Consider the following 17,043-nt stretch of genomic DNA (forward strand, 5'->3'; position numbering starts at 1 on the left):
CCGGCGCAGGCGCAAGGCTTTGGCCACACATTGGTAACCCCGCTGCTTTAGATCGATCACGATGACCAAGCCGATGCTGCTCTCGGACTTCACCCGCTTGCCGTCGCGCACGCGCGCGAGCGTCGGCGCCGGGCTGTCGGGCGCGATCGACCTCGTCGCCGATGCCGCCGCGCCGAGCCACGCCTTCCTGCGCTACGGCTGGTATGCGGCGGCGCTGGCCGCTTACGGCGGCGCGGCGCGGACGATCCTGGTCGAGGAAGACGATCTGCCGGTGATCGCGCTGCCGTTCGTGCGCATTGGGCCGGCGATCGCGCGGCTGGCGAGCGTGCCGGGCAGCTACTGGCCGTTTCGCAGCTTTCCGATCCACCGCCATGCCGATCTGCCCGCGATCGACTCACTGCTCGATATTCTCGCGCGCAGCGTCACTGCGTTGCGGATCGGCCCCGTGAGCGACGGCGATCCGGCGCTCGACGCGCTGCTGCCGCGCGCGCGGGCGAAGGGCTGGGCGGTGCTCGACCGCTTCGTCGCGAACAGCTTCGTGCTCGATCTGCAGCAACCCGACTGGCCGCGCGGATCGACGCTGCGCAAGAACCGCTTTCACGAAAAGCATCTCGCCGAGCATGGCGCGCTCGACTGGGAGTTCGTCGCGGCGGGGGCGTGGGATACGGCGTTCGACCGGTTCGCGGCGGTCGAGCAGAAGAGCTGGATCGCGGCCAAGACCGACGGACGTGACGCCAAGTTCACGCGCGAGGGTCATGGCGCCTTCTGGCGCGAAGCGGCGCGCGATCCGATACTCGCGCAGATGCTGTCGGCGGCGGTGCTGAGCGTGGATGGCGCGCCCGCGGCGTTTTCGTTCGATCTCGATGTCGGCACGACGCGCTATGCGATCGCCAACAGTTACGATCCCGCCTTCGCCAAACATTCGCCGGGCAAGCTGCTCGCCTATCGCAACCTCGGCCGCGCCCGCGCGGCGGGGGTGCGCAGCGTCGATTGGGGGGCGGGAGACAGCGGCTACAAGACGACGCTCGGCGCCGCGCAGGGACCCGCGATCCGCGATTGGCTGCTGGTGCGCCCGGGGGTGCCGGCGCTTTTCGGCGCGCTGCTCAAAAGGCGCTGGGCGGCGAGCGGCAACCCTCTGAACTAGCCCGACAAGCGCCCCCGCCGGACGGATGCGGCCGTCGCGCAAATTTCTTTACTTAGGTTGCGTCCTCGGCTGCTGGCGCCGCGTACCTGCCGTCGGCATGGCGCGTCGGGCGATCCCGTTCCGGCGGCTACCTGTGCTGAAAATGCGAAACGGTTAGGTCGCAAAGGCTGTCCGGCGGAACCAATGGCACCGTCTGCCTTGTGCGATGAACCACCTTCAGGAGAGGGCAAAACCGATGACCGATGACGTTAGCAAGCAGATGATCGACGTTCTCGACCGGCGTGTCGAACGCCGCAACGAACGCCGCGATTTCTTCAAGACCGCCTTTGGCGCTGCCGCCGTCGCGGGCGCCGGTATCGGGGCCTTGTCGATGGGCAGCCGCGCCTCGGCCGCCGACCCGACCACGCCGACCGATGCCGACGTGCTCAACTTCGCGCTCAACCTCGAATATCTCGAGGCGCAATTCTACAGCGTCGCGGTCACCGGCGTCGGCCTGTCGCCATCGGTGCTGACCGGCACTGGCACGCAGGGCGCCGCGACCGGCGGCCGCAAGGTCGTCTTCACCGATCCTCTCGTCGCCGCTTATGCCAAGGAAATCGCCGCTGACGAGGTCACGCACGTGACCTTCCTGCGCACCGCGCTCGGCAACTCGGCCGTCGCGCAGCCGACGATCGACATCGGCGTCTCGCCGACCGGCGCGTTCAGTTCGGCCGCGCGTGCCGCCGGCCTGATCGCCTCCGCCCCCGCCGGCACCGCCCAGACTTCGGTGTTCGACCCCTATGCCGACGACAACAGCTTCCTGCTCGGCGCCTTCATCTTCGAGGACGTCGGCGTGACCGCGTACAAGGGCGCGTCGCCGCTGATCACCAACAAGACCTATCTCGAGGCGGCTGCCGGCATCCTCGCGGTCGAGGCGTATCACGCTGCGCTCGTGCGGACCGCGCTCTATTCGCGCGGTGTCCAGACGCCGTCGCTGCGGACCTCGGCCGATGCGATCTCGAACGCGCGCGATTCGCTCGACGGGACGAGCGACCTCGATCAGGGCATCTCGCCGACGACGATCAACGGTGTCGCGGCGTCGAACATCGTGCCGCTCGACAGCAACGGCATCGCCTTCAGCCGGACGACGGGCCAGGTGCTCAACATCGTCTATCTGAACAACGCTTCGGTCACGATGGGCGGGTTCTTCCCCGCCGGCGTGAATGGCAACATCAAGACGAGCGCCGCGAACTAAGCCGCGCCGTTCCCAGCTGGGGAGATATCGACATGACCGATCAGACTATTCTTACACAAGTCCTCGAGGCGGGCGAACGCCGCCGCCAGGAACGCCGCCAGTTCATGCGCACTGCCGCGACGGCCTCGATCGCGGCCGGCGGGCTCTCGCTGCTCGCCGCGTGCGACGGCAATGACAACCCGCCCCCGACGCCGACGCCGACCCCTACCCCGACGACTTCGGCAAGTCAGCAGACCGATCTCGACGTGCTCAATTTCGCGTTGAACCTCGAATATCTCGAGGCGCAATTCTACGTCAACGCGGTCTACGGACAGGGCCTGCCAGCCGCGGTCCTGAACGGCACCGGCACGCAGGGCGCTGTGGTGGGCGGCCGCCAAGTCGCCTTCACCGACCCGGTCGTCGCGCAATATGCTCGCGAAATCGCTGCCGACGAGGCCGCGCACGTCAACTTCCTGCGCGGGGCACTCGGCTCGGCAGCCGTTGCGCAGCCCGCGATCAACATCGATGGCGGCGCAACCGGCGCGTTCACCATGGCGGCGCGCGCGGCGGGGATCGCGACCAATGCGAGCGGCGCGATCGACAATGTCGCGGGCACGTTCGACCCGTATGCCAACGACATCAACTTCCTGCTCGGCGCCTTCATCTTCGAAGACGTCGGCGTGTCGGCCTATAAGGGCGCGTCGCCGCTGATTACCAACAAGACCTATCTCGAGGCGGCCGCCGGCATCCTTGCGGCGGAAGCGTACCATGCCGGGCTCGTCCGCACGGTGCTGTACGCCAAGGGTCTGGCGACGCCGTCGATCGTCACCGCGGCGGGCAAGATCAGCGATGCGCGCGACAGCCTCGATGGCGCGAGCGACGACGATCAGGGCATTGCCGGCCCCGATGCGACGCAGTCGAACATCGTGCCGACCGACAGCAACGGCATCGCCTACAGCCGCACGACGGGCCAGGTGCTCAACATTGTCTATCTGTCGAAGTCGGCACTGGTCGGTGGTGGGTTCTTCCCGAACGGCGTCAACGGCAACATCCGGACGAGCGCCGCGAACTAAGCGCCCGACCGATCCTCGATGGCCCGCGCGACTCCCGTCGCGCGGGCCTTTTTCGTGGGGTGCGTGCTGCACGGTTGCGCGGCGGCGCGTTCGCGCGCAGCAAGCAGGCCAGCAACAAGGAGGATTCCATGCGCAAGGTGATGATCGCGACGACGGCCGTGTTGGCCCTGGCAGGCTGCAACACCGTCCATCATGCCGAGACGGGCGCGCCGATCGCGCAGGGCGGGCACGCCGTGGCGATGCTGCGCACCGCAGACGGCGCCGAGCTCGGGCGCGCGACTGCGACCGAAGTCACCGGCGGGCTGCGCGTCACGCTCGATCTGCACGGCCTTCCGCCAGGCACGCACGGCGCGCATATCCACACCGTCGGCCGCTGCGACGCACCCGATTTTGCGAGCGCGGGCGGCCATTGGAACCCGCTCGGCGCGAAGCACGGGTCGATGAACCCGCAAGGCCCGCACGAGGGCGACATGCCCAATCTGATCGTCGGCGCGAACGGCCGCGGCACGATCGGCGCGGTGCTGCCCGGCGCGACGATGGCGGGTCTGCTCGACGCCGATGGCGCGGCGATCGTGATCCACGACAAGGCCGACGATCTGATGACCGATCCCTCGGGCAATAGCGGGGCGCGGATCGCCTGCGGTGTCTTCGCCGCGAGCTAAGGCGGCTAGAGGCCGATCCGGCGCGCGCGGTCGATAACGTCGGGGGCGAGGCTGAGCGCGAGCGTCCGGTCGCGCTCGGCCTGCGCGGCATCGCCGCTCCTGGTCTCGACCAGGCTGCGCATGTAGAGCGTCCACGCATTGCGCGGCGTGATCGCCAGCGCGGCGTCGTAATCGGCGAGCGCCTGTTTCAGCTCGCCGCGCCGCAGCCGGATCAGGCCGCGGCTGTCGAGGAACGCCGGGTTCTTGGGTTGGATGCGGAGCGCGGCGTTGCAGTCCGACAGCGCCTTGTCGGCGTCGCGCCCGAGCAGGCCGCGCGCCCAGCAGCGACCGTTGAGCGCGCTCGCGCGTTCGCTGTCCTCGGTATGGCTGGCGAGCCACAGGTCGTAATTGGCGAGCGCCGCGGCGGGTTCGTCGAGCCGATCGTACAGCGCCGCAACCGCCAGCCGCTTCTCCGAAGACGGCGCGAGCGCGTGATCCGCCGCCCTGACGTCGTCGAGCGCCTCGCCCGGCGCGCTGCTCGCCACTTTCAGCCGCGCGCGTGCGATCCGCGCGTCGGGATCGGCGGGTGCCAGACGGATCGACTCGGCCAGGTCGCCGAGCGCCGCGTCGCGCTGGCGGTTGGCGAGCCGTGCCATCGCACGCTGGTAGAAATAGCGGGCCTCGGTCGGCGCCAGCGTGCACGCCTTGGTGAAATCGAGCAGCGCCTCGGTGATGCGATGGTTTGAAAACAGCACCGCGCCGCGCCGGCTATAGTCCTCGGCGGTGGTCGGTTCGGGCGCGGCGTCGGTCAGGTCGAGCGCCTTGCCATCGGCCGATACCGCCCCCTTGGGCGTCAGGTTGAACACCGGGCCGCCCTCATAGGTGATGAACAGCGCGCGATTGGCGTTCGAGACGAACAGGCGGTGCGTCAGGAAGAAATCGGCACCGACGAGCATGTCGACATCGTTAAGCCCGATCTCGGAAATGGTCAGCCGCGGGTGGCGGATCGCCTCGCCGCCGATATCGATCGAGTCGAACGGCGCGAGCCAAGCGGGCACCTGGCGCGCGCCGAGCCCGCTGCTGAAGCCCGTACGGACCACGCCTGGTGACTGCGGCGTGACGCCCGCACGCTTGGCCGCGGCAAGCGACACCAGCGAGCCTTGCGCGCCGCTGTCGAACATCGCGCGGATCTTGACGCCGTTGAGCAGGATCGTGCCGATCGTATGCGGTTTCCACGGACCGTCCGGGGCCGGCGCGAGCGCCACCATCGTATAGGGCTTCTCGCCCGCCCAATAGGCAAGCGAGGTTTTCGCGCAGCCCGCGGTCTTCATGATCCGCACCGCGCCGTGCGGAAAATCATATTCGACGTCGGCGATGCCGAGGATGTTCTGCCCGAGCAGCCCGGCGGTGCCGGTGTCGCTCCCTGCGACGACGAAGTCGACCGTGGGAATCGCGATCCCGCCGAGCGAGAAATCCTTGGCGGTGATGAAGGCGGCGGTCGAATCCCCGCCGATCCCCTGGATGCGGAAATAGCTCGGCAGCGGCAGGACGCGCTCGCCGAATTCGGCGGCGTTGGCGCGCGAGATCGTGCTGTAGAAGGCGCCGCTGTCGAGGATGAAGCGCGCCTCCTTCGCGCCGAACTTAGCGAGCACCATCGGCGAGCGGCCGTTCATCGTGACGGGGAGTTCGAGCATCTTGGAGACATGACACGACGCCCCGCTTCCCGCGATCGCCGGCACCGGCGCGAGCAGCGCGAGGGCCGGTAGGATCAGGCGCAGCATCCGCATCGCAATTCCCCGTCTAGACGCCGCCTCGCCGCCGATCCGCGCCTTCAAATCGGGCGCGATATCAACGCCGAGCCCTGTGGTTCGGCTCGACCGGCATAGCGCAAGCGGGGCGACGCCGCATATCGAAATGTTGCCGGGGGCGCGCGAACGCGCGCGATGCCGCGGCGTGGCGGCCGCACGCCCTTCCCCCGGCGGCACCTCTGCGCTATCGGCCTCCCGACTCTCGCATTCGCATAGTCGGTCGCGCCCGCGCGGAACGTTTCCGTTTCGCCTCCCCGCCGCGGCCAGACGCAAAGGGAAGGACCCGCTGCTTATGACCGCCATCGGCCAGGATACCCTCGGTACACGCACCACGCTCGACGTGGGCGGCACCTCGTACGACTATTACAGCCTCGCCACCGCCGCCGAGAAACTGGGCGACATCAGCCGCCTGCCCTTCTCGATGAAGGTGCTGCTCGAGAATCTGCTGCGCTTCGAGGACGGCAAGACCGTCACCACCGAGGATCTCCAGGCGATCATCGACTGGCAGCAGGAGCGCAAGTCCGACCGCGAAGTCCAGTATCGCCCCGCGCGCGTGCTGATGCAGGATTTCACCGGCGTTCCCTGCGTCGTCGATCTCGCCGCGATGCGCGACGCGATCACCAAGCTCGGTGGCGACGCCGCCAAGATCAACCCGCTCGTCCCCGTCCATCTCGTGATCGATCACTCGGTGATGGTCGACGAATTCGGCACGCCCAAGGCGTTCGAGGATAACGTCGAGCTCGAGTACCAGCGCAACAACGAGCGTTACGAGTTCCTGAAGTGGGGCTCGAAGGCGCTCGACAATTTCAAGGTCGTGCCCCCCGGCACCGGCATCTGCCACCAGGTCAACCTCGAGAACCTCGCCCAGACGGTGTGGTCCTCGGTCGCGCCCGACGGCAAGACCATCGCCTATCCCGACACCTGCGTCGGCACCGACAGCCACACGACGATGGTCAACGGCCTCGGCGTGCTCGGCTGGGGCGTCGGCGGGATCGAGGCGGAAGCCGCGATGCTCGGTCAGCCCGTCTCGATGCTGATCCCCGAAGTCGTCGGTTTCAAGCTGCACGGCAGCCTCGCCGAGGGTATCACCGCGACCGACTTGGTGCTCACCGTTACGCAGATGCTGCGCGCGAAAGGCGTCGTTGGCCGCTTCGTCGAGTTCTATGGTCCTGGCCTCGATGCGCTGTCGCTCGCCGATCGCGCGACGATCGCCAACATGGCACCCGAATATGGTGCGACCTGCGGCTTCTTCCCGATCGATGACGCGACGCTCACCTATCTGCGCCTGACCGGCCGCAGCGAGGAAAACATCGCTTTGGTCGAGGCCTATGCCAAGGCACAGGGCATGTGGCGTCTGGCCGATGCGCCCGATCCCGTCTTCACCGACACGCTCGAGCTCGACATGGCGAACGTCGTGCCGTCGCTCGCCGGCCCGAAGCGTCCGCAGGACAAGGTCATCCTCACCGAGGTCGACGACACGTTCAACGCCGATCTCGCCAAGGTCTATCATCACGCGACCGCCAAGCGCGTCGCGGTCGAAGGCCGTGATCACGACATCGGCGACGGCGACGTCGTGATCGCCGCGATCACCAGCTGCACCAACACTTCGAACCCGTCGGTGCTGGTCGCTGCGGGCCTCGTCGCGCGCAAGGCCAATGCGTACGGCCTCAAGCCCAAGCCGTGGGTCAAGACGTCGCTGGCACCGGGCTCGCAGGTCGTCACCGACTATCTCGACAAGGCCGGCCTTACCGAAGACCTCAACGCGGTCGGCTTCAACCTCGTCGGTTACGGCTGCACCACCTGCATCGGCAATTCGGGCCCGCTCGCGCCCGCCATCTCGGCGGCGATCAACGGCAACGACATCGTCGCCGCCTCGGTGCTGTCGGGCAACCGTAACTTCGAGGGCCGTGTCAGCCCCGACGTGCGCGCCAACTTCCTCGCCTCGCCGCCGCTCGTCGTCGCCTATGCGCTCAAGGGCACGGTGACCGAGGATTTCACCACCACCCCGATCGGCCAGGCGACCGACGGCAGCGACGTCTATCTCAAGGACATCTGGCCTTCGAACGCCGAAGTCCGCGACGTGATGGACGCGAACATCGATCGCGGCATGTTCCAGTCGCGCTACGCCAGCGTGTTCCTCGGGGACACCAAGTGGCAGGCGATCGCGATCGAAGGGTCGGACACCTACGCGTGGCCGGCAAGCTCGACCTACATCGCCAACCCGCCTTACTTCGACGGCATGTCGATGACGCCCGCACCCGTGCAGGACATCATCGAGGCGCGTCCGCTCGCAATTCTGGGCGACTCGATCACCACCGACCACATCTCGCCGGCGGGTTCGATCAAGGCGGACTCGCCCGCGGGTTCATGGCTGATGGAGCGCCAGGTCGCGCGCGCGGACTTCAACTCGTATGGCGCGCGTCGCGGCAACGACAACGTCATGGTCCGTGGTACCTTCGCCAACATCCGCATCAAGAACGAGATGGTCCCCGGCGTCGAGGGCGGCATGTCCTCGTACAGGGGCGAGACGATGCCGATCTATGACGCGGCGATGCGCTTCAAGGCCGACGGCGTTCCGCTGATCGTCATCGCGGGCAAGGAATATGGCACCGGCTCGTCGCGCGACTGGGCGGCGAAGGGCACCAATCTGCTCGGCGTGCGCGTCGTCATTACCGAGAGCTTCGAGCGCATCCACCGTTCGAATCTGGTCGGGATGGGCGTGCTGCCGCTGCAGTTCGCGGAAGGGACCGATCGCAAGACGCTGGGCCTCGACGGGTCGGAGAGCTTCACGATCATGAAGGTGGCGGACATTCGCCCGCGCCAGGACGTCGAGGTCACGATGACGCGCGCCGATGGCACGGTCGAGACGTTCCTCACGCGCTGCCGGATCGACACCGTCAACGAGCTCGAATATTTCCTCAACGGCGGGATCCTGCAGTACGTGCTGCGCAAGCTCGCCGCCTGATTTTTACTGAGGGTTGAAGAGGGGACGGGCGCGCTGCCGCCCGTCTCTTTTTCGTGTCTGCGGCCACGGTCGCGGTCCAAGGGTGACGCTGGATCATAAATGCCCCTCCCCTTCAGGGGAGGGGTTAGGGGTGGGGGAGGCCTCGCAGAGGGCGACGGTATTACTTCCCCACCCCAACCCCTCCCCTAAAGGGGAGGGGCTTTCCCACACGCGGAAATGCCCGCCGCGCACGAGGCGCGGCGGGCATCCTTTCCTCCCCAGGAAACTCTCAAAGCCATTCGAACTGTGGCGCTTTTTACAAGCCTGCTCGCCAGTCGTCGCGCCAATAGGGACGTCGGCGGCGCGCCGAACAGCGGGATTCGCCGGCGCGTTCGGTAAAGGCGTTACCAATCCGGACGCAAAACGCAGTACTCTTGTAAAGACGTGACAGATTGGTGCAGGATAGCTCCGCGACTCCAACGGGAGCGCCTGTCTTTGGGAGCCGATGCATGGCCGATCGCAAACTCTTCGCCGGCCATGCGATCCGCCGGCTGCGGCGCCAGGCCGGTCTGACGCAGGCGGCGATGGCCGAGGTGCTGACGATCTCGCCGAGCTATCTCAACCTCGTCGAAAAGAACCAGCGCCCGCTGTCGGGGTCGCTGATCGTCAAGCTCGCCGAAAGCTTCGATTTCGATCCGCGCGCACTCGCGGCCGGAGAGCCGGGCGGCGGCGAGGCCGCGCTCCGGCGACGCCTCGCCGACCCGATGTTCGCCGATCTCGAGATCGACCGCAACGAGCTCGAGGAATGGCTCGCGGGCGCGCCCGGCGGCGCCGAGGCCTTTGCGCGCGCGTTCGACCGGATCGGCGCGGGCGGCGCGGTCGCGCCCGGTGCGCTCGATTCGGTCGGCGAGGTGCGCCGCGAGATCGAACGCTGGCGCGGCTATTTCTCCGATCTCGACACGATCGCCGAGAAACTCGCCGACGAACTGCGGCTCGGCGCGGGCGACCTGTACGGCGCGATCGCCGAGCGGCTGCGCGTGAAACACCAGCTCACGATCCGCGTGCTGCCGGTCGACGTGATGCCCGATCTGCTGCGCCGCACCGATCTCCACGCGCGGCAGGTGCAGATGTCGGAAATGCTCGACCCCGCGTCGCGCACCTTCGCGGCGGCCTTCCAGCTTGCCGAGATCGAAGCGCGCAGCGAGATCGACGGCCTGGTCAAAGGCGCGGGTTTTACCGACCGCGCGGCCGAGCGGCTCTATCGCCGCCACCTCGCCAGCTATTTCGCCGCAGCGGTGATGATGCCCTATGCGCGCTTCCTGCGCGCGTGCGAAGCGACGGGTTATGACATCGAATTGCTGCAACGCCGCTTCGGCGCGGGGTTCGAACAGGTTGCGCACCGGCTGACGACGTTGCAGCGGATCGGCGCGCGCGGCCTGCCATTCTTCTTCGTGCGGATCGACCGGGCAGGGCAGGCGTCGAAGCGCTTCTCGGGGGCGAGCGCGTCGCCCTTGGCCGAGGCCGAGGGGCGGTGTCCGCTATGGCAAATCCATGCCGCGTTCGACCGGCCGGGCAAGCTCGTGGTGCAGTTGGTCGAACTCGAGGACGGCGCACGCTGGCTGACGATGGCGCGCACGGTCACGCCGCAGGGGCGGCGCTTCGGCGCGGTGGCGGCCGAATTCGTCGTCGGGCTCGGCGTCGCGGCGGAGCATTCGGGGGCGCTCGCGATGGCGCGTGGGGTCGAGCTGAAGGGCGAGGCGATGCCGATCGGGCTGGGGTGCCGCGCGTGCGGGCGCGGGCATTGCCCGCAGCGTTCGCTGCCCCCGGCTGGACGCGCGCTGGTGCTCAACGAGCGCGAGCGTGGGTTGAGCGCCTTCACCTTCGGTGGTGATTAAGAACAATCCCCAAGTGTAAGACTATTTACAATTTTGCAAATCGATTCGGGCGGACGTGACACGATAACGCCATGGCACGGCGTTTCCACCGCAGGGTTTGTGTCAATTCATGTACCTATCTCGCTATACACACAGCGCGAGGGCTACTCCCATGACCTATCAGACCGACATCGCCCAGACCCAGAGCCTGATCCAGCGTTATAACGGCACCTGGGACGGCATCGATGCCGAGAGCGTCGCGCGGATGCGCGTGCAGAACCGCTTCCAGTCGGGTCTCGACATCGCGCGCTATACCGCGGCGATCATGCGTCGCGACATGGCCGCCTATGATGCCGATCCCGCGAACTACACGCAGTCGCTCGGCTGCTGGCACGGCTTCATCGGCCAGCAGAAGATGATCAGCATCAAGAAGCATTTCGGCTCGACCGAGCGGCGGTATCTCTACCTCTCGGGCTGGATGATCGCCGCGCTGCGCTCCGAGTTCGGCCCGCTGCCCGACCAGTCGATGCACGAGAAGACCAGCGTGCCCGCGCTGATCGAGGAGCTCTACACCTTCCTGCGCCAGGCCGATGCGCGCGAGCTCGGGATGATGTTCCGCGATCTCGATGCGGCACGCGCGAGCGGCAACGCGATCGAGGAGCAGCGCCTGCTCAACGCGATCGACGGCTATCAGACGCACGTCGTGCCGATCATCGCCGATATCGATGCGGGCTTCGGCAATGCCGAGGCGACCTATCTGCTTGCCAAGAAGATGATCGAGGCGGGCGCCTGCGCGCTGCAGATCGAGAATCAGGTCTCGGATGAAAAGCAGTGCGGTCACCAAGACGGCAAGGTCACGGTGCCGCACGAAGACTTCCTGGCGAAGGTGCGCGCATGCCGCTACGCCTTCCTCGAGCTCGGCGTCGAGGACGGGATCATCGTCACCCGCACCGACTCGCTCGGCGCGGGGCTTACCAAGCAGATCGCGGTGTCGAAGGAACCGGGCGATCTCGGCGACCAGTACAATTCCTACCTCGATTGCGAGGAGATCGACCCCGCGACCGCGCGCAACGGCGACGTCATCCTCAACCGCGACGGCAAGCTGCTGCGTCCGAAGCGGCTCGCCTCCAACCTGTTCCAGTTCCGCGCCGGAACCGGCGAGGATCGCTGCGTGATGGACTGCATCGCGTCGCTGCAAAACGGCGCCGACCTGCTGTGGATCGAGACCGAGAAGCCGCATATCGAGCAGATCGCGGGAATGGTCGACCGGGTGCGTGCGGTCGTCCCCAACGCGAAGCTCGTCTACAACAATTCGCCGAGCTTCAACTGGACGCTCAACTTCCGCCAGCAGGTCTATGACGCATGGGCGGGCGAGGGGCGCGACGTCTCGGGCTATGACCGCGCGCGGCTGATGTCGGTCGACTATGACGGCACCGAACTGGGCGACGAGGCCGACGAGCGGATCCGCACCTTCCAGAAGGATGCCGCCGCGCGCGCGGGGATCTTCCATCACCTGATCACGCTGCCGACCTATCACACCGCGGCACTGTCGACCGACAATCTCGCCAAGGAATATTTCGGCGATGCCGGGATGCTCGGCTATGTGAAGGGCGTCCAGCGCAAGGAAATCCGCGAGGGGATCGCCTGCGTCAAGCATCAGAACATGTCGGGCTCGGACATTGGCGACGACCACAAGGAGTATTTCGCGGGCGAAGCGGCGCTCAAGGCGGGCGGCGCGCACAATACGATGAATCAGTTCGCGGCCTGACGCAGAGCGCGGAACAAAGCTCCGCCGCGACCGCGGCAGGCCCGGCCGGCGGGGCCTATAGCCCCGACCGACGACGCGGCTTCGCCGCGGCATGGTTCGGTCCCCTCCAGCGCCCGCCGCGGCCTCCGGTCACCCCGGAACCAACAGTATCCATCGCGGCTTGTGCTGCGATGGATATTGCGGTGCCCGCCCTCGCGTCTCGACCAACCCGGGCGCGCGCACGGTGGCGGATCTGTCTGACCTATTGGTGGCGTCACGGGCGACTTCCCGCCCTTGATGATCCACGCACGTTCACCGAACTGGTCCAGGCACGCAAGCTCGACGGCGCCGACTGCGACATGGTGCGGATGGCCGACAAGGTGATCGCCAAGCGGATCGTGACCGAGCGGCTCGGGCGGGACTGGATCATCCCGACGCTATGGCATGGGACCGAGTTGCCCGCGGTCGCGCCCTGGCCGACGCCGTTCGTCGTCAAGGCGCGGCACGGCTGCAACCAGAGTGTGTTCGTGTTCGACGAGCACGGCGACTGGGCCTCCGTGCGCCGCCGCGCAGCCGGCTGGATGCGATCGGCCTATGGCCATTGGCTCGACGAGCCGCTCTATGCCGACATCCCTCGCGGGCTGCTGGTCGAGCCGTTCGTCGGCGCCCCGCCGGTGCTGCCGGTCGATTACAAGTTCTACGTGTTCGGTGGATGCGTCCGCTACGTTCAGGTCCATCTCGATCGCGGCGGACGGCATCGCTGGGTCCTGTTCGACAGCCAGTGGCGGCGCATCTCGACGGCGAACGCCGATCCCGACCCGGCGCCACCCCAAACGCTGGGAACGATGATCCTGGCCGCCGAGCGGCTTTCCGACGGGCGCGATTTCGTGCGGGTCGATCTCTACGAGATCGGCGGGCGGCCGCTGTTTGGCGAGATGACCTTCTACCCCGGCTCGGGGCTCGACCCGTTCAGCCCGGCTTCGCTCGACGCCGAATTGGGCGCGCACTGGCTGCGCGCCCGGCAGGCGTCGCTCGAACCGCTTCGTGCGGTCGCCTGACCTGACGCTCAGGCGCCCGCGACGGACAAACGGTCGATCTGCTCCGGGCTCAACGCCAGCTCGATCGACCCAAGCAACTCCTCGACCTGTGCGACGCTCGTCGCGCTGGCGATCGGCGCGGTGACGGCGGGCTGTTCGGCGAGCCATTTCAGCGCGATCTGCGCAAGGCTCGCGCCGGTTTCCTCGGCAATCTGGTCCATTGCGGCGAGGACTGCGGGACCCGTGTCGTCGAGGAACGCCTGCATCCGGCCACCGCGCACGCTCTTCCCGAAATCGGCGGCGCTGCGGTACTTGCCCGTCAAGAAGCCCGAGGCGAGGCCGTAATAGGGCACCACGCCGATATTGTGCTCGACGCAATAATCCTGGAGCTGGCCCTCGAACTTGTGGCGGCTGACGAGGTTATATTCGGGCTGGAGCACGTGATAATGCGGCAAGCCGTGCGCTTTCGCCGCGTCGTTCGCTGATTTGAGGCGCGCCGCGTGGAAATTCGAAGCGCCGAGCGCGCGGATCTTGCCCGCGTCGATCAATTTGCCGAACGCGGCGAGCGCGTCTTCCTGCGCGACCGCGTCATCGTCCTGATGCGCGAAATACAGGTCGATCGTCTCGACACCGAGTCGCTGCAGCGAGGCATCGCATGCCGCCGCGATCCGTGTCGGCGCCAGCTTTTCGCCGCCTTCACCCGGCAGCATCCCGACCTTGGTCGCGATCTGAACCTGCTGGCGCTTGCCCGATTGCTTGAGCCATGCGCCGATCACGCGCTCGGACTCGCCGCCCTGATGTCCGGGCACCCACGCCGAATAGACGTCGGCGGTGTCGATCATCGTGCCGCCGCCCGCGACGAAGGCGTCGAGCACGGCGAAGCTCGTCGCTTCGTCGGCGGTCCAGCCGAAGACGTTGCCGCCGAGCACCAGCGGCGCGATGTGGAGATCGGTGGCACCGAGGCGGCGGGTCGTGGCGCTAGCGGGCGTGGTCATTGCGGCTGATCCTCATTGCCGGACGCATCCTCATCGATGGTCTCGGCGGCATTGGTGTCGGCGGAATTGGCATCGAGCGAAGCGGCGGCTTCATCGAGCGCCTTGTCCTCGCCGGGCGGCGCACCGGTCGCGGACGTCCCGCCCGAACAGGCGGCGAGCAGCAGCGCCGCGGCGAGCGAGGCGCGGCGCGTGCGGCCGATGCGCATCAGTTGCGGACGTCGTTGCCGAAGTCCGAAATCGCCGCCCCGGCGCGGTCGGCGGCGCGGTCGGCCTTGTCGGAGAGGCGGTCGGCCTTGTTGCCAAGGACGGCGCCGGCATTGTCGAGCCGCGTCTCGGCGGCGCCGAGCGCGGCGTCGGTATCGTCGACCGCCTTGGCGCCCGTTGCATTGGCATCGGCGGCGACGCTGTTGGCGGCTTCGCTGATGTCGTTCTGCGACTTGGGGCTGCACGCCGCGAGGCTGATCGCGGCGGCGACGGTGAGCGGCAGGAGGATACGGGTCTTGATCATGGTCGGTCCTAGGCTACCGGAAGTCAGTCGCACGCTAGAGGATGGGGTCGGCGGCTTCAACTCCGGCCACGCGATGTTGTGCCGGCCGATCGCGGATTATCGGCGTGCGATCCGCGTTGACCGCATATAAAGATATCTTTATATGTAGTCCCACAATGACCATCGCCCTCGATATCTTCCGCGCGCTCGCCGATGCGACGCGGCTTCGCATCGTTGCCCTGCTGCGCACGATGGAGCTGTCGGTCGGCGAGCTCGCGCAGGTGCTTGGGCAGAGCCAGCCGCGGGTCAGCCGCCACGTGAAAATACTGTGCGACGCCGGGCTCGCCGAGCGACGCAAGGAAGGCAGCTGGGTGTTCGTCGCGCTTGGCAATGACGCGACGGTCGGGCCGATCGCGACCGCGCTCGATGCATGGGGCGAGATCGAGCCCGATCATTGGGCGGTCGCCGATGCGGCGCGGCTCGCCGCGGTCCGCGCCGACCGCGCCGCGTCCGCGGCGAGCTGGTTCGAGGCCAATGCCGGGCAATGGGACGCGATCCGCTCGCTCCATATCGCCGAGAGCGAGGTCGAGGCGGCGATGTCGGCGGTCTTGGGCGATGCGCCGATCGGTCAGCTGATCGACATCGGCACGGGCACCGGCCGCATGCTCGAGCTGTTCGCGGGGCGGGCAGGGCAGGCGCTCGGGATCGATCGCAGCTCCGAAATGCTGCGTCTGGCGCGTGCGAAGCTGTCCGAGCGCGGGCTTGCCAATGCCGAACTCCGCCAGGCCGATCTCTACGCCTTGCCGCTCGGCGACGATGCCGCCGATCTCGCGATCATTCACCACGTGCTGCATTTCGCACAACAGCCCGGCGCGGCGATCGCCGAAGCGGCGCGCGTGCTCGAGCCCGGCGGGCGGTTGCTGATCGCCGATTTCGCGGCGCATGACCGTGAGGATTTGCGCATCAAGGATGCGCATGCCCGCCTTGGCTTCACCGACGACCAGATGGCGACCTGGTTCGCTGCGGCCGGTTTGGCGCCAGCGCGGATCGAGACGCTCGAGGGTGGCGAATTGACGGTCAAATTGTGGCTCGCCCGCAAGGTCGGCCAGCGCGTATCGGAGGTTAAGGCGGCATGACGGTTTCGGTAGCGCAGATGCAGGAAGCGCGGCTCGCGCTGGCGACGCCGCTGTTCGCGGATCTTGCGGGCGATGCGCGGGTGAGCTTCGAATTCTTCCCGCCCAAGACCGAGAAGATGGAAGAGACGCTGTGGGAGTCGGTCCAGACGCTCGCGCCGCTCGGGCCGCAATTCGTCTCGGTCACCTATGGCGCGGGCGGGAGCACGCGCGAGCGGACGCACGCCACGGTCGCGCGGATCGCGCGTGAGACCGATATCCCGGCGGCGGCGCATCTCACCTGCGTCGATGCGACGCGCGAGGAGATCGACGCGGTCGCCAATGCCTATTGGGATGCCGGCGTGCGGCATATCGTCGCGCTGCGCGGCGATGCTTCGGTGCCCGGCGCGAAGTTTCAATCGCCGGTCGGCGGGTATGAGAATGCCGCGGCGTTGGTGGCAGGGCTGCGCCAACTGCACCCGTTCGAGATTTCGGTTTCGGCCTATCCCGAATGCCATCCGGATTCGGAGAGCGCGGCCGCCGATCTCGACAATCTCAAGCGCAAGCTCGATGCCGGCGCGACGCGTGCGATCACGCAGTTCTTCCATGAGGCCGAGACCTTCTTCCGCTTCCGCGACGCCGCTGCGAAGGCGGGGATCGACGCCGAGATCGTGCCCGGGATCATGCCGGTAATGAATTTCGGCGCGGTCCAGCGGATGTCGGCGATGTGCGGCACGGTCGTGCCCGACTGGATGGGAACGCTGTTCGACGGGCTCGACGATCGGCCGGCGGCGCGGCAGTTGGTGTCGGCGACGATCGCCGCCGAATTGTGCCGACGCTTGTATGCCGGCGGGGTGCGCGATTTCCATTTCTATACGCTCAACCGTGCCGAACTCAGCTACGCGATCTGCCATTTGCTCGGCATCCGCGGGCAGCCGGCGCGCGTGGCGGCGCAGGCTGCGTAAACC

At 67.4% G+C, this 17,043-nt stretch carries 14 protein-coding genes; 10 read left to right on the forward strand and 4 right to left on the reverse strand.

The annotated features are described in order from the left end of the window. Positions 1–61: 61 nt before the first annotated feature. The 4 genes from RH90_RS09685 to RH90_RS09700 all read left to right on the forward strand — a co-directional run bounded on the left by RH90_RS09685 (position 62) and on the right by RH90_RS09700 (position 4,092). On the forward strand, positions 62–1,144 hold the full coding sequence (locus RH90_RS09685; RefSeq protein ID WP_010185390.1) for a GNAT family N-acetyltransferase: 1,083 nt from the start codon (positions 62–64) through the stop codon (positions 1,142–1,144). A 235-nt stretch (positions 1,145–1,379) separates the two neighbouring features. Next, entirely contained in the window at positions 1,380–2,378 is a 999-nt protein-coding gene (locus RH90_RS09690; RefSeq protein WP_010185391.1) for a ferritin-like domain-containing protein, read from the forward strand. Positions 2,379–2,410: 32 nt separating this feature from the next. Further along, a complete protein-coding gene (locus RH90_RS09695; RefSeq protein WP_010185392.1) occupies positions 2,411–3,430 on the forward strand; it encodes a ferritin-like domain-containing protein in 1,020 nt (339 codons plus the stop codon). A 128-nt stretch (positions 3,431–3,558) separates the two neighbouring features. Continuing rightward, on the forward strand, positions 3,559–4,092 hold the full coding sequence (locus RH90_RS09700; protein WP_029625200.1) for a superoxide dismutase family protein: 534 nt from the start codon (positions 3,559–3,561) through the stop codon (positions 4,090–4,092). 5 nt (positions 4,093–4,097) lie between these two features. On the opposite strand, the gene RH90_RS09705 is transcribed toward RH90_RS09700, so the two are convergent. Continuing rightward, a complete protein-coding gene (locus tag RH90_RS09705) occupies positions 4,098–5,858 on the reverse strand; it encodes an aspartyl protease family protein (protein ID WP_010185394.1) in 1,761 nt (586 codons plus the stop codon). A 313-nt stretch (positions 5,859–6,171) separates the two neighbouring features. On the opposite strand from RH90_RS09705, the gene acnA reads away from it, so the two are divergent. The 4 genes from acnA (at position 6,172) to RH90_RS09725 (ending at position 13,502) form a co-directional block, all read left to right on the forward strand. Beyond that, positions 6,172–8,844 (forward strand): aconitate hydratase AcnA, encoded by a 2,673-nt coding sequence (gene acnA, locus RH90_RS09710; RefSeq protein ID WP_010185395.1) that lies wholly within the window; start codon positions 6,172–6,174, stop codon positions 8,842–8,844. 488 nt (positions 8,845–9,332) lie between these two features. Further along, positions 9,333–10,718: a helix-turn-helix domain-containing protein gene (locus tag RH90_RS09715; protein WP_010185396.1), complete on the forward strand. Its 1,386-nt coding sequence runs from the start codon at positions 9,333–9,335 to the stop codon at positions 10,716–10,718. A gap of 151 nt (positions 10,719–10,869) precedes the next feature. Continuing rightward, positions 10,870–12,465, forward strand: coding sequence for an isocitrate lyase (locus RH90_RS09720; protein ID WP_010185397.1), 1,596 nt, complete (start codon positions 10,870–10,872; stop codon positions 12,463–12,465). A 182-nt stretch (positions 12,466–12,647) separates the two neighbouring features. Then, positions 12,648–13,502, forward strand: coding sequence for an ATP-grasp fold amidoligase family protein (locus tag RH90_RS09725; protein ID WP_232280336.1), 855 nt, complete (start codon positions 12,648–12,650; stop codon positions 13,500–13,502). 8 nt (positions 13,503–13,510) lie between these two features. Here the strand turns inward: RH90_RS09725 and RH90_RS09730 are convergent, their stop codons facing one another. From RH90_RS09730 to RH90_RS09740, 3 genes are read right to left on the reverse strand one after another with little or no spacing between them, the layout of a single operon-like run. After that, positions 13,511–14,476, reverse strand: coding sequence for an aldo/keto reductase (locus RH90_RS09730; RefSeq protein WP_010185399.1), 966 nt, complete (start codon positions 14,474–14,476; stop codon positions 13,511–13,513). Next, entirely contained in the window at positions 14,473–14,682 is a 210-nt protein-coding gene (locus RH90_RS09735) for a hypothetical protein (protein ID WP_010185400.1), read from the reverse strand. Before RH90_RS09735 ends, RH90_RS09730 begins: the two co-directional genes overlap by 4 nt. Then, positions 14,682–14,984 carry a hypothetical protein gene (locus tag RH90_RS09740; protein ID WP_010185401.1) on the reverse strand — a complete coding sequence of 101 codons (303 nt, stop codon included), beginning with the start codon at positions 14,982–14,984 and terminating at the stop codon, positions 14,682–14,684. The genes RH90_RS09735 and RH90_RS09740 overlap by 1 nt, the downstream gene beginning before the upstream one ends. A 155-nt stretch (positions 14,985–15,139) precedes the next feature. On the opposite strand from RH90_RS09740, the gene RH90_RS09745 reads away from it, so the two are divergent. Then, positions 15,140–16,099, forward strand: coding sequence for an ArsR/SmtB family transcription factor (locus RH90_RS09745; RefSeq protein ID WP_010185402.1), 960 nt, complete (start codon positions 15,140–15,142; stop codon positions 16,097–16,099). Continuing rightward, complete coding sequence (gene metF, locus RH90_RS09750) at positions 16,096–17,040, forward strand: methylenetetrahydrofolate reductase [NAD(P)H] (protein WP_010185403.1); 945 nt, start codon at positions 16,096–16,098, stop codon at positions 17,038–17,040. The genes RH90_RS09745 and metF overlap by 4 nt, the downstream gene beginning before the upstream one ends. Positions 17,041–17,043: the final 3 nt, after the last annotated feature.

Origin of the sequence: Sphingomonas sp. PAMC 26605, assembly GCF_000241485.1 — a bacterium.
GTDB lineage: Bacteria > Pseudomonadota > Alphaproteobacteria > Sphingomonadales > Sphingomonadaceae > Sphingomonas.

Excerpts from the sequence above, each read along its gene's own strand:
- RH90_RS09690 (WP_010185391.1), top strand. The coding sequence starts at position 1,380 with ATGACCGATGACGTTAGCAAGCAGATGATCGACGTTCTCGACCGGCGT.
- acnA (WP_010185395.1), top strand. The coding sequence starts at position 6,172 with ATGACCGCCATCGGCCAGGATACCCTCGGTACACGCACCACGCTCGAC.
- metF (WP_010185403.1), top strand. The coding sequence starts at position 16,096 with ATGACGGTTTCGGTAGCGCAGATGCAGGAAGCGCGGCTCGCGCTGGCG.
- RH90_RS09740 (WP_010185401.1), bottom strand. The coding sequence starts at position 14,984 with ATGATCAAGACCCGTATCCTCCTGCCGCTCACCGTCGCCGCCGCGATC.
- RH90_RS09735 (WP_010185400.1), bottom strand. The coding sequence starts at position 14,682 with ATGCGCATCGGCCGCACGCGCCGCGCCTCGCTCGCCGCGGCGCTGCTG.
- RH90_RS09730 (WP_010185399.1), bottom strand. The coding sequence starts at position 14,476 with ATGACCACGCCCGCTAGCGCCACGACCCGCCGCCTCGGTGCCACCGAT.
- RH90_RS09685 (WP_010185390.1), top strand. The coding sequence starts at position 62 with ATGACCAAGCCGATGCTGCTCTCGGACTTCACCCGCTTGCCGTCGCGC.
- RH90_RS09705 (WP_010185394.1), bottom strand. The coding sequence starts at position 5,858 with ATGCGGATGCTGCGCCTGATCCTACCGGCCCTCGCGCTGCTCGCGCCG.
- RH90_RS09720 (WP_010185397.1), top strand. The coding sequence starts at position 10,870 with ATGACCTATCAGACCGACATCGCCCAGACCCAGAGCCTGATCCAGCGT.
- RH90_RS09745 (WP_010185402.1), top strand. The coding sequence starts at position 15,140 with ATGACCATCGCCCTCGATATCTTCCGCGCGCTCGCCGATGCGACGCGG.
- RH90_RS09700 (WP_029625200.1), top strand. The coding sequence starts at position 3,559 with ATGCGCAAGGTGATGATCGCGACGACGGCCGTGTTGGCCCTGGCAGGC.
- RH90_RS09715 (WP_010185396.1), top strand. The coding sequence starts at position 9,333 with ATGGCCGATCGCAAACTCTTCGCCGGCCATGCGATCCGCCGGCTGCGG.
- RH90_RS09695 (WP_010185392.1), top strand. The coding sequence starts at position 2,411 with ATGACCGATCAGACTATTCTTACACAAGTCCTCGAGGCGGGCGAACGC.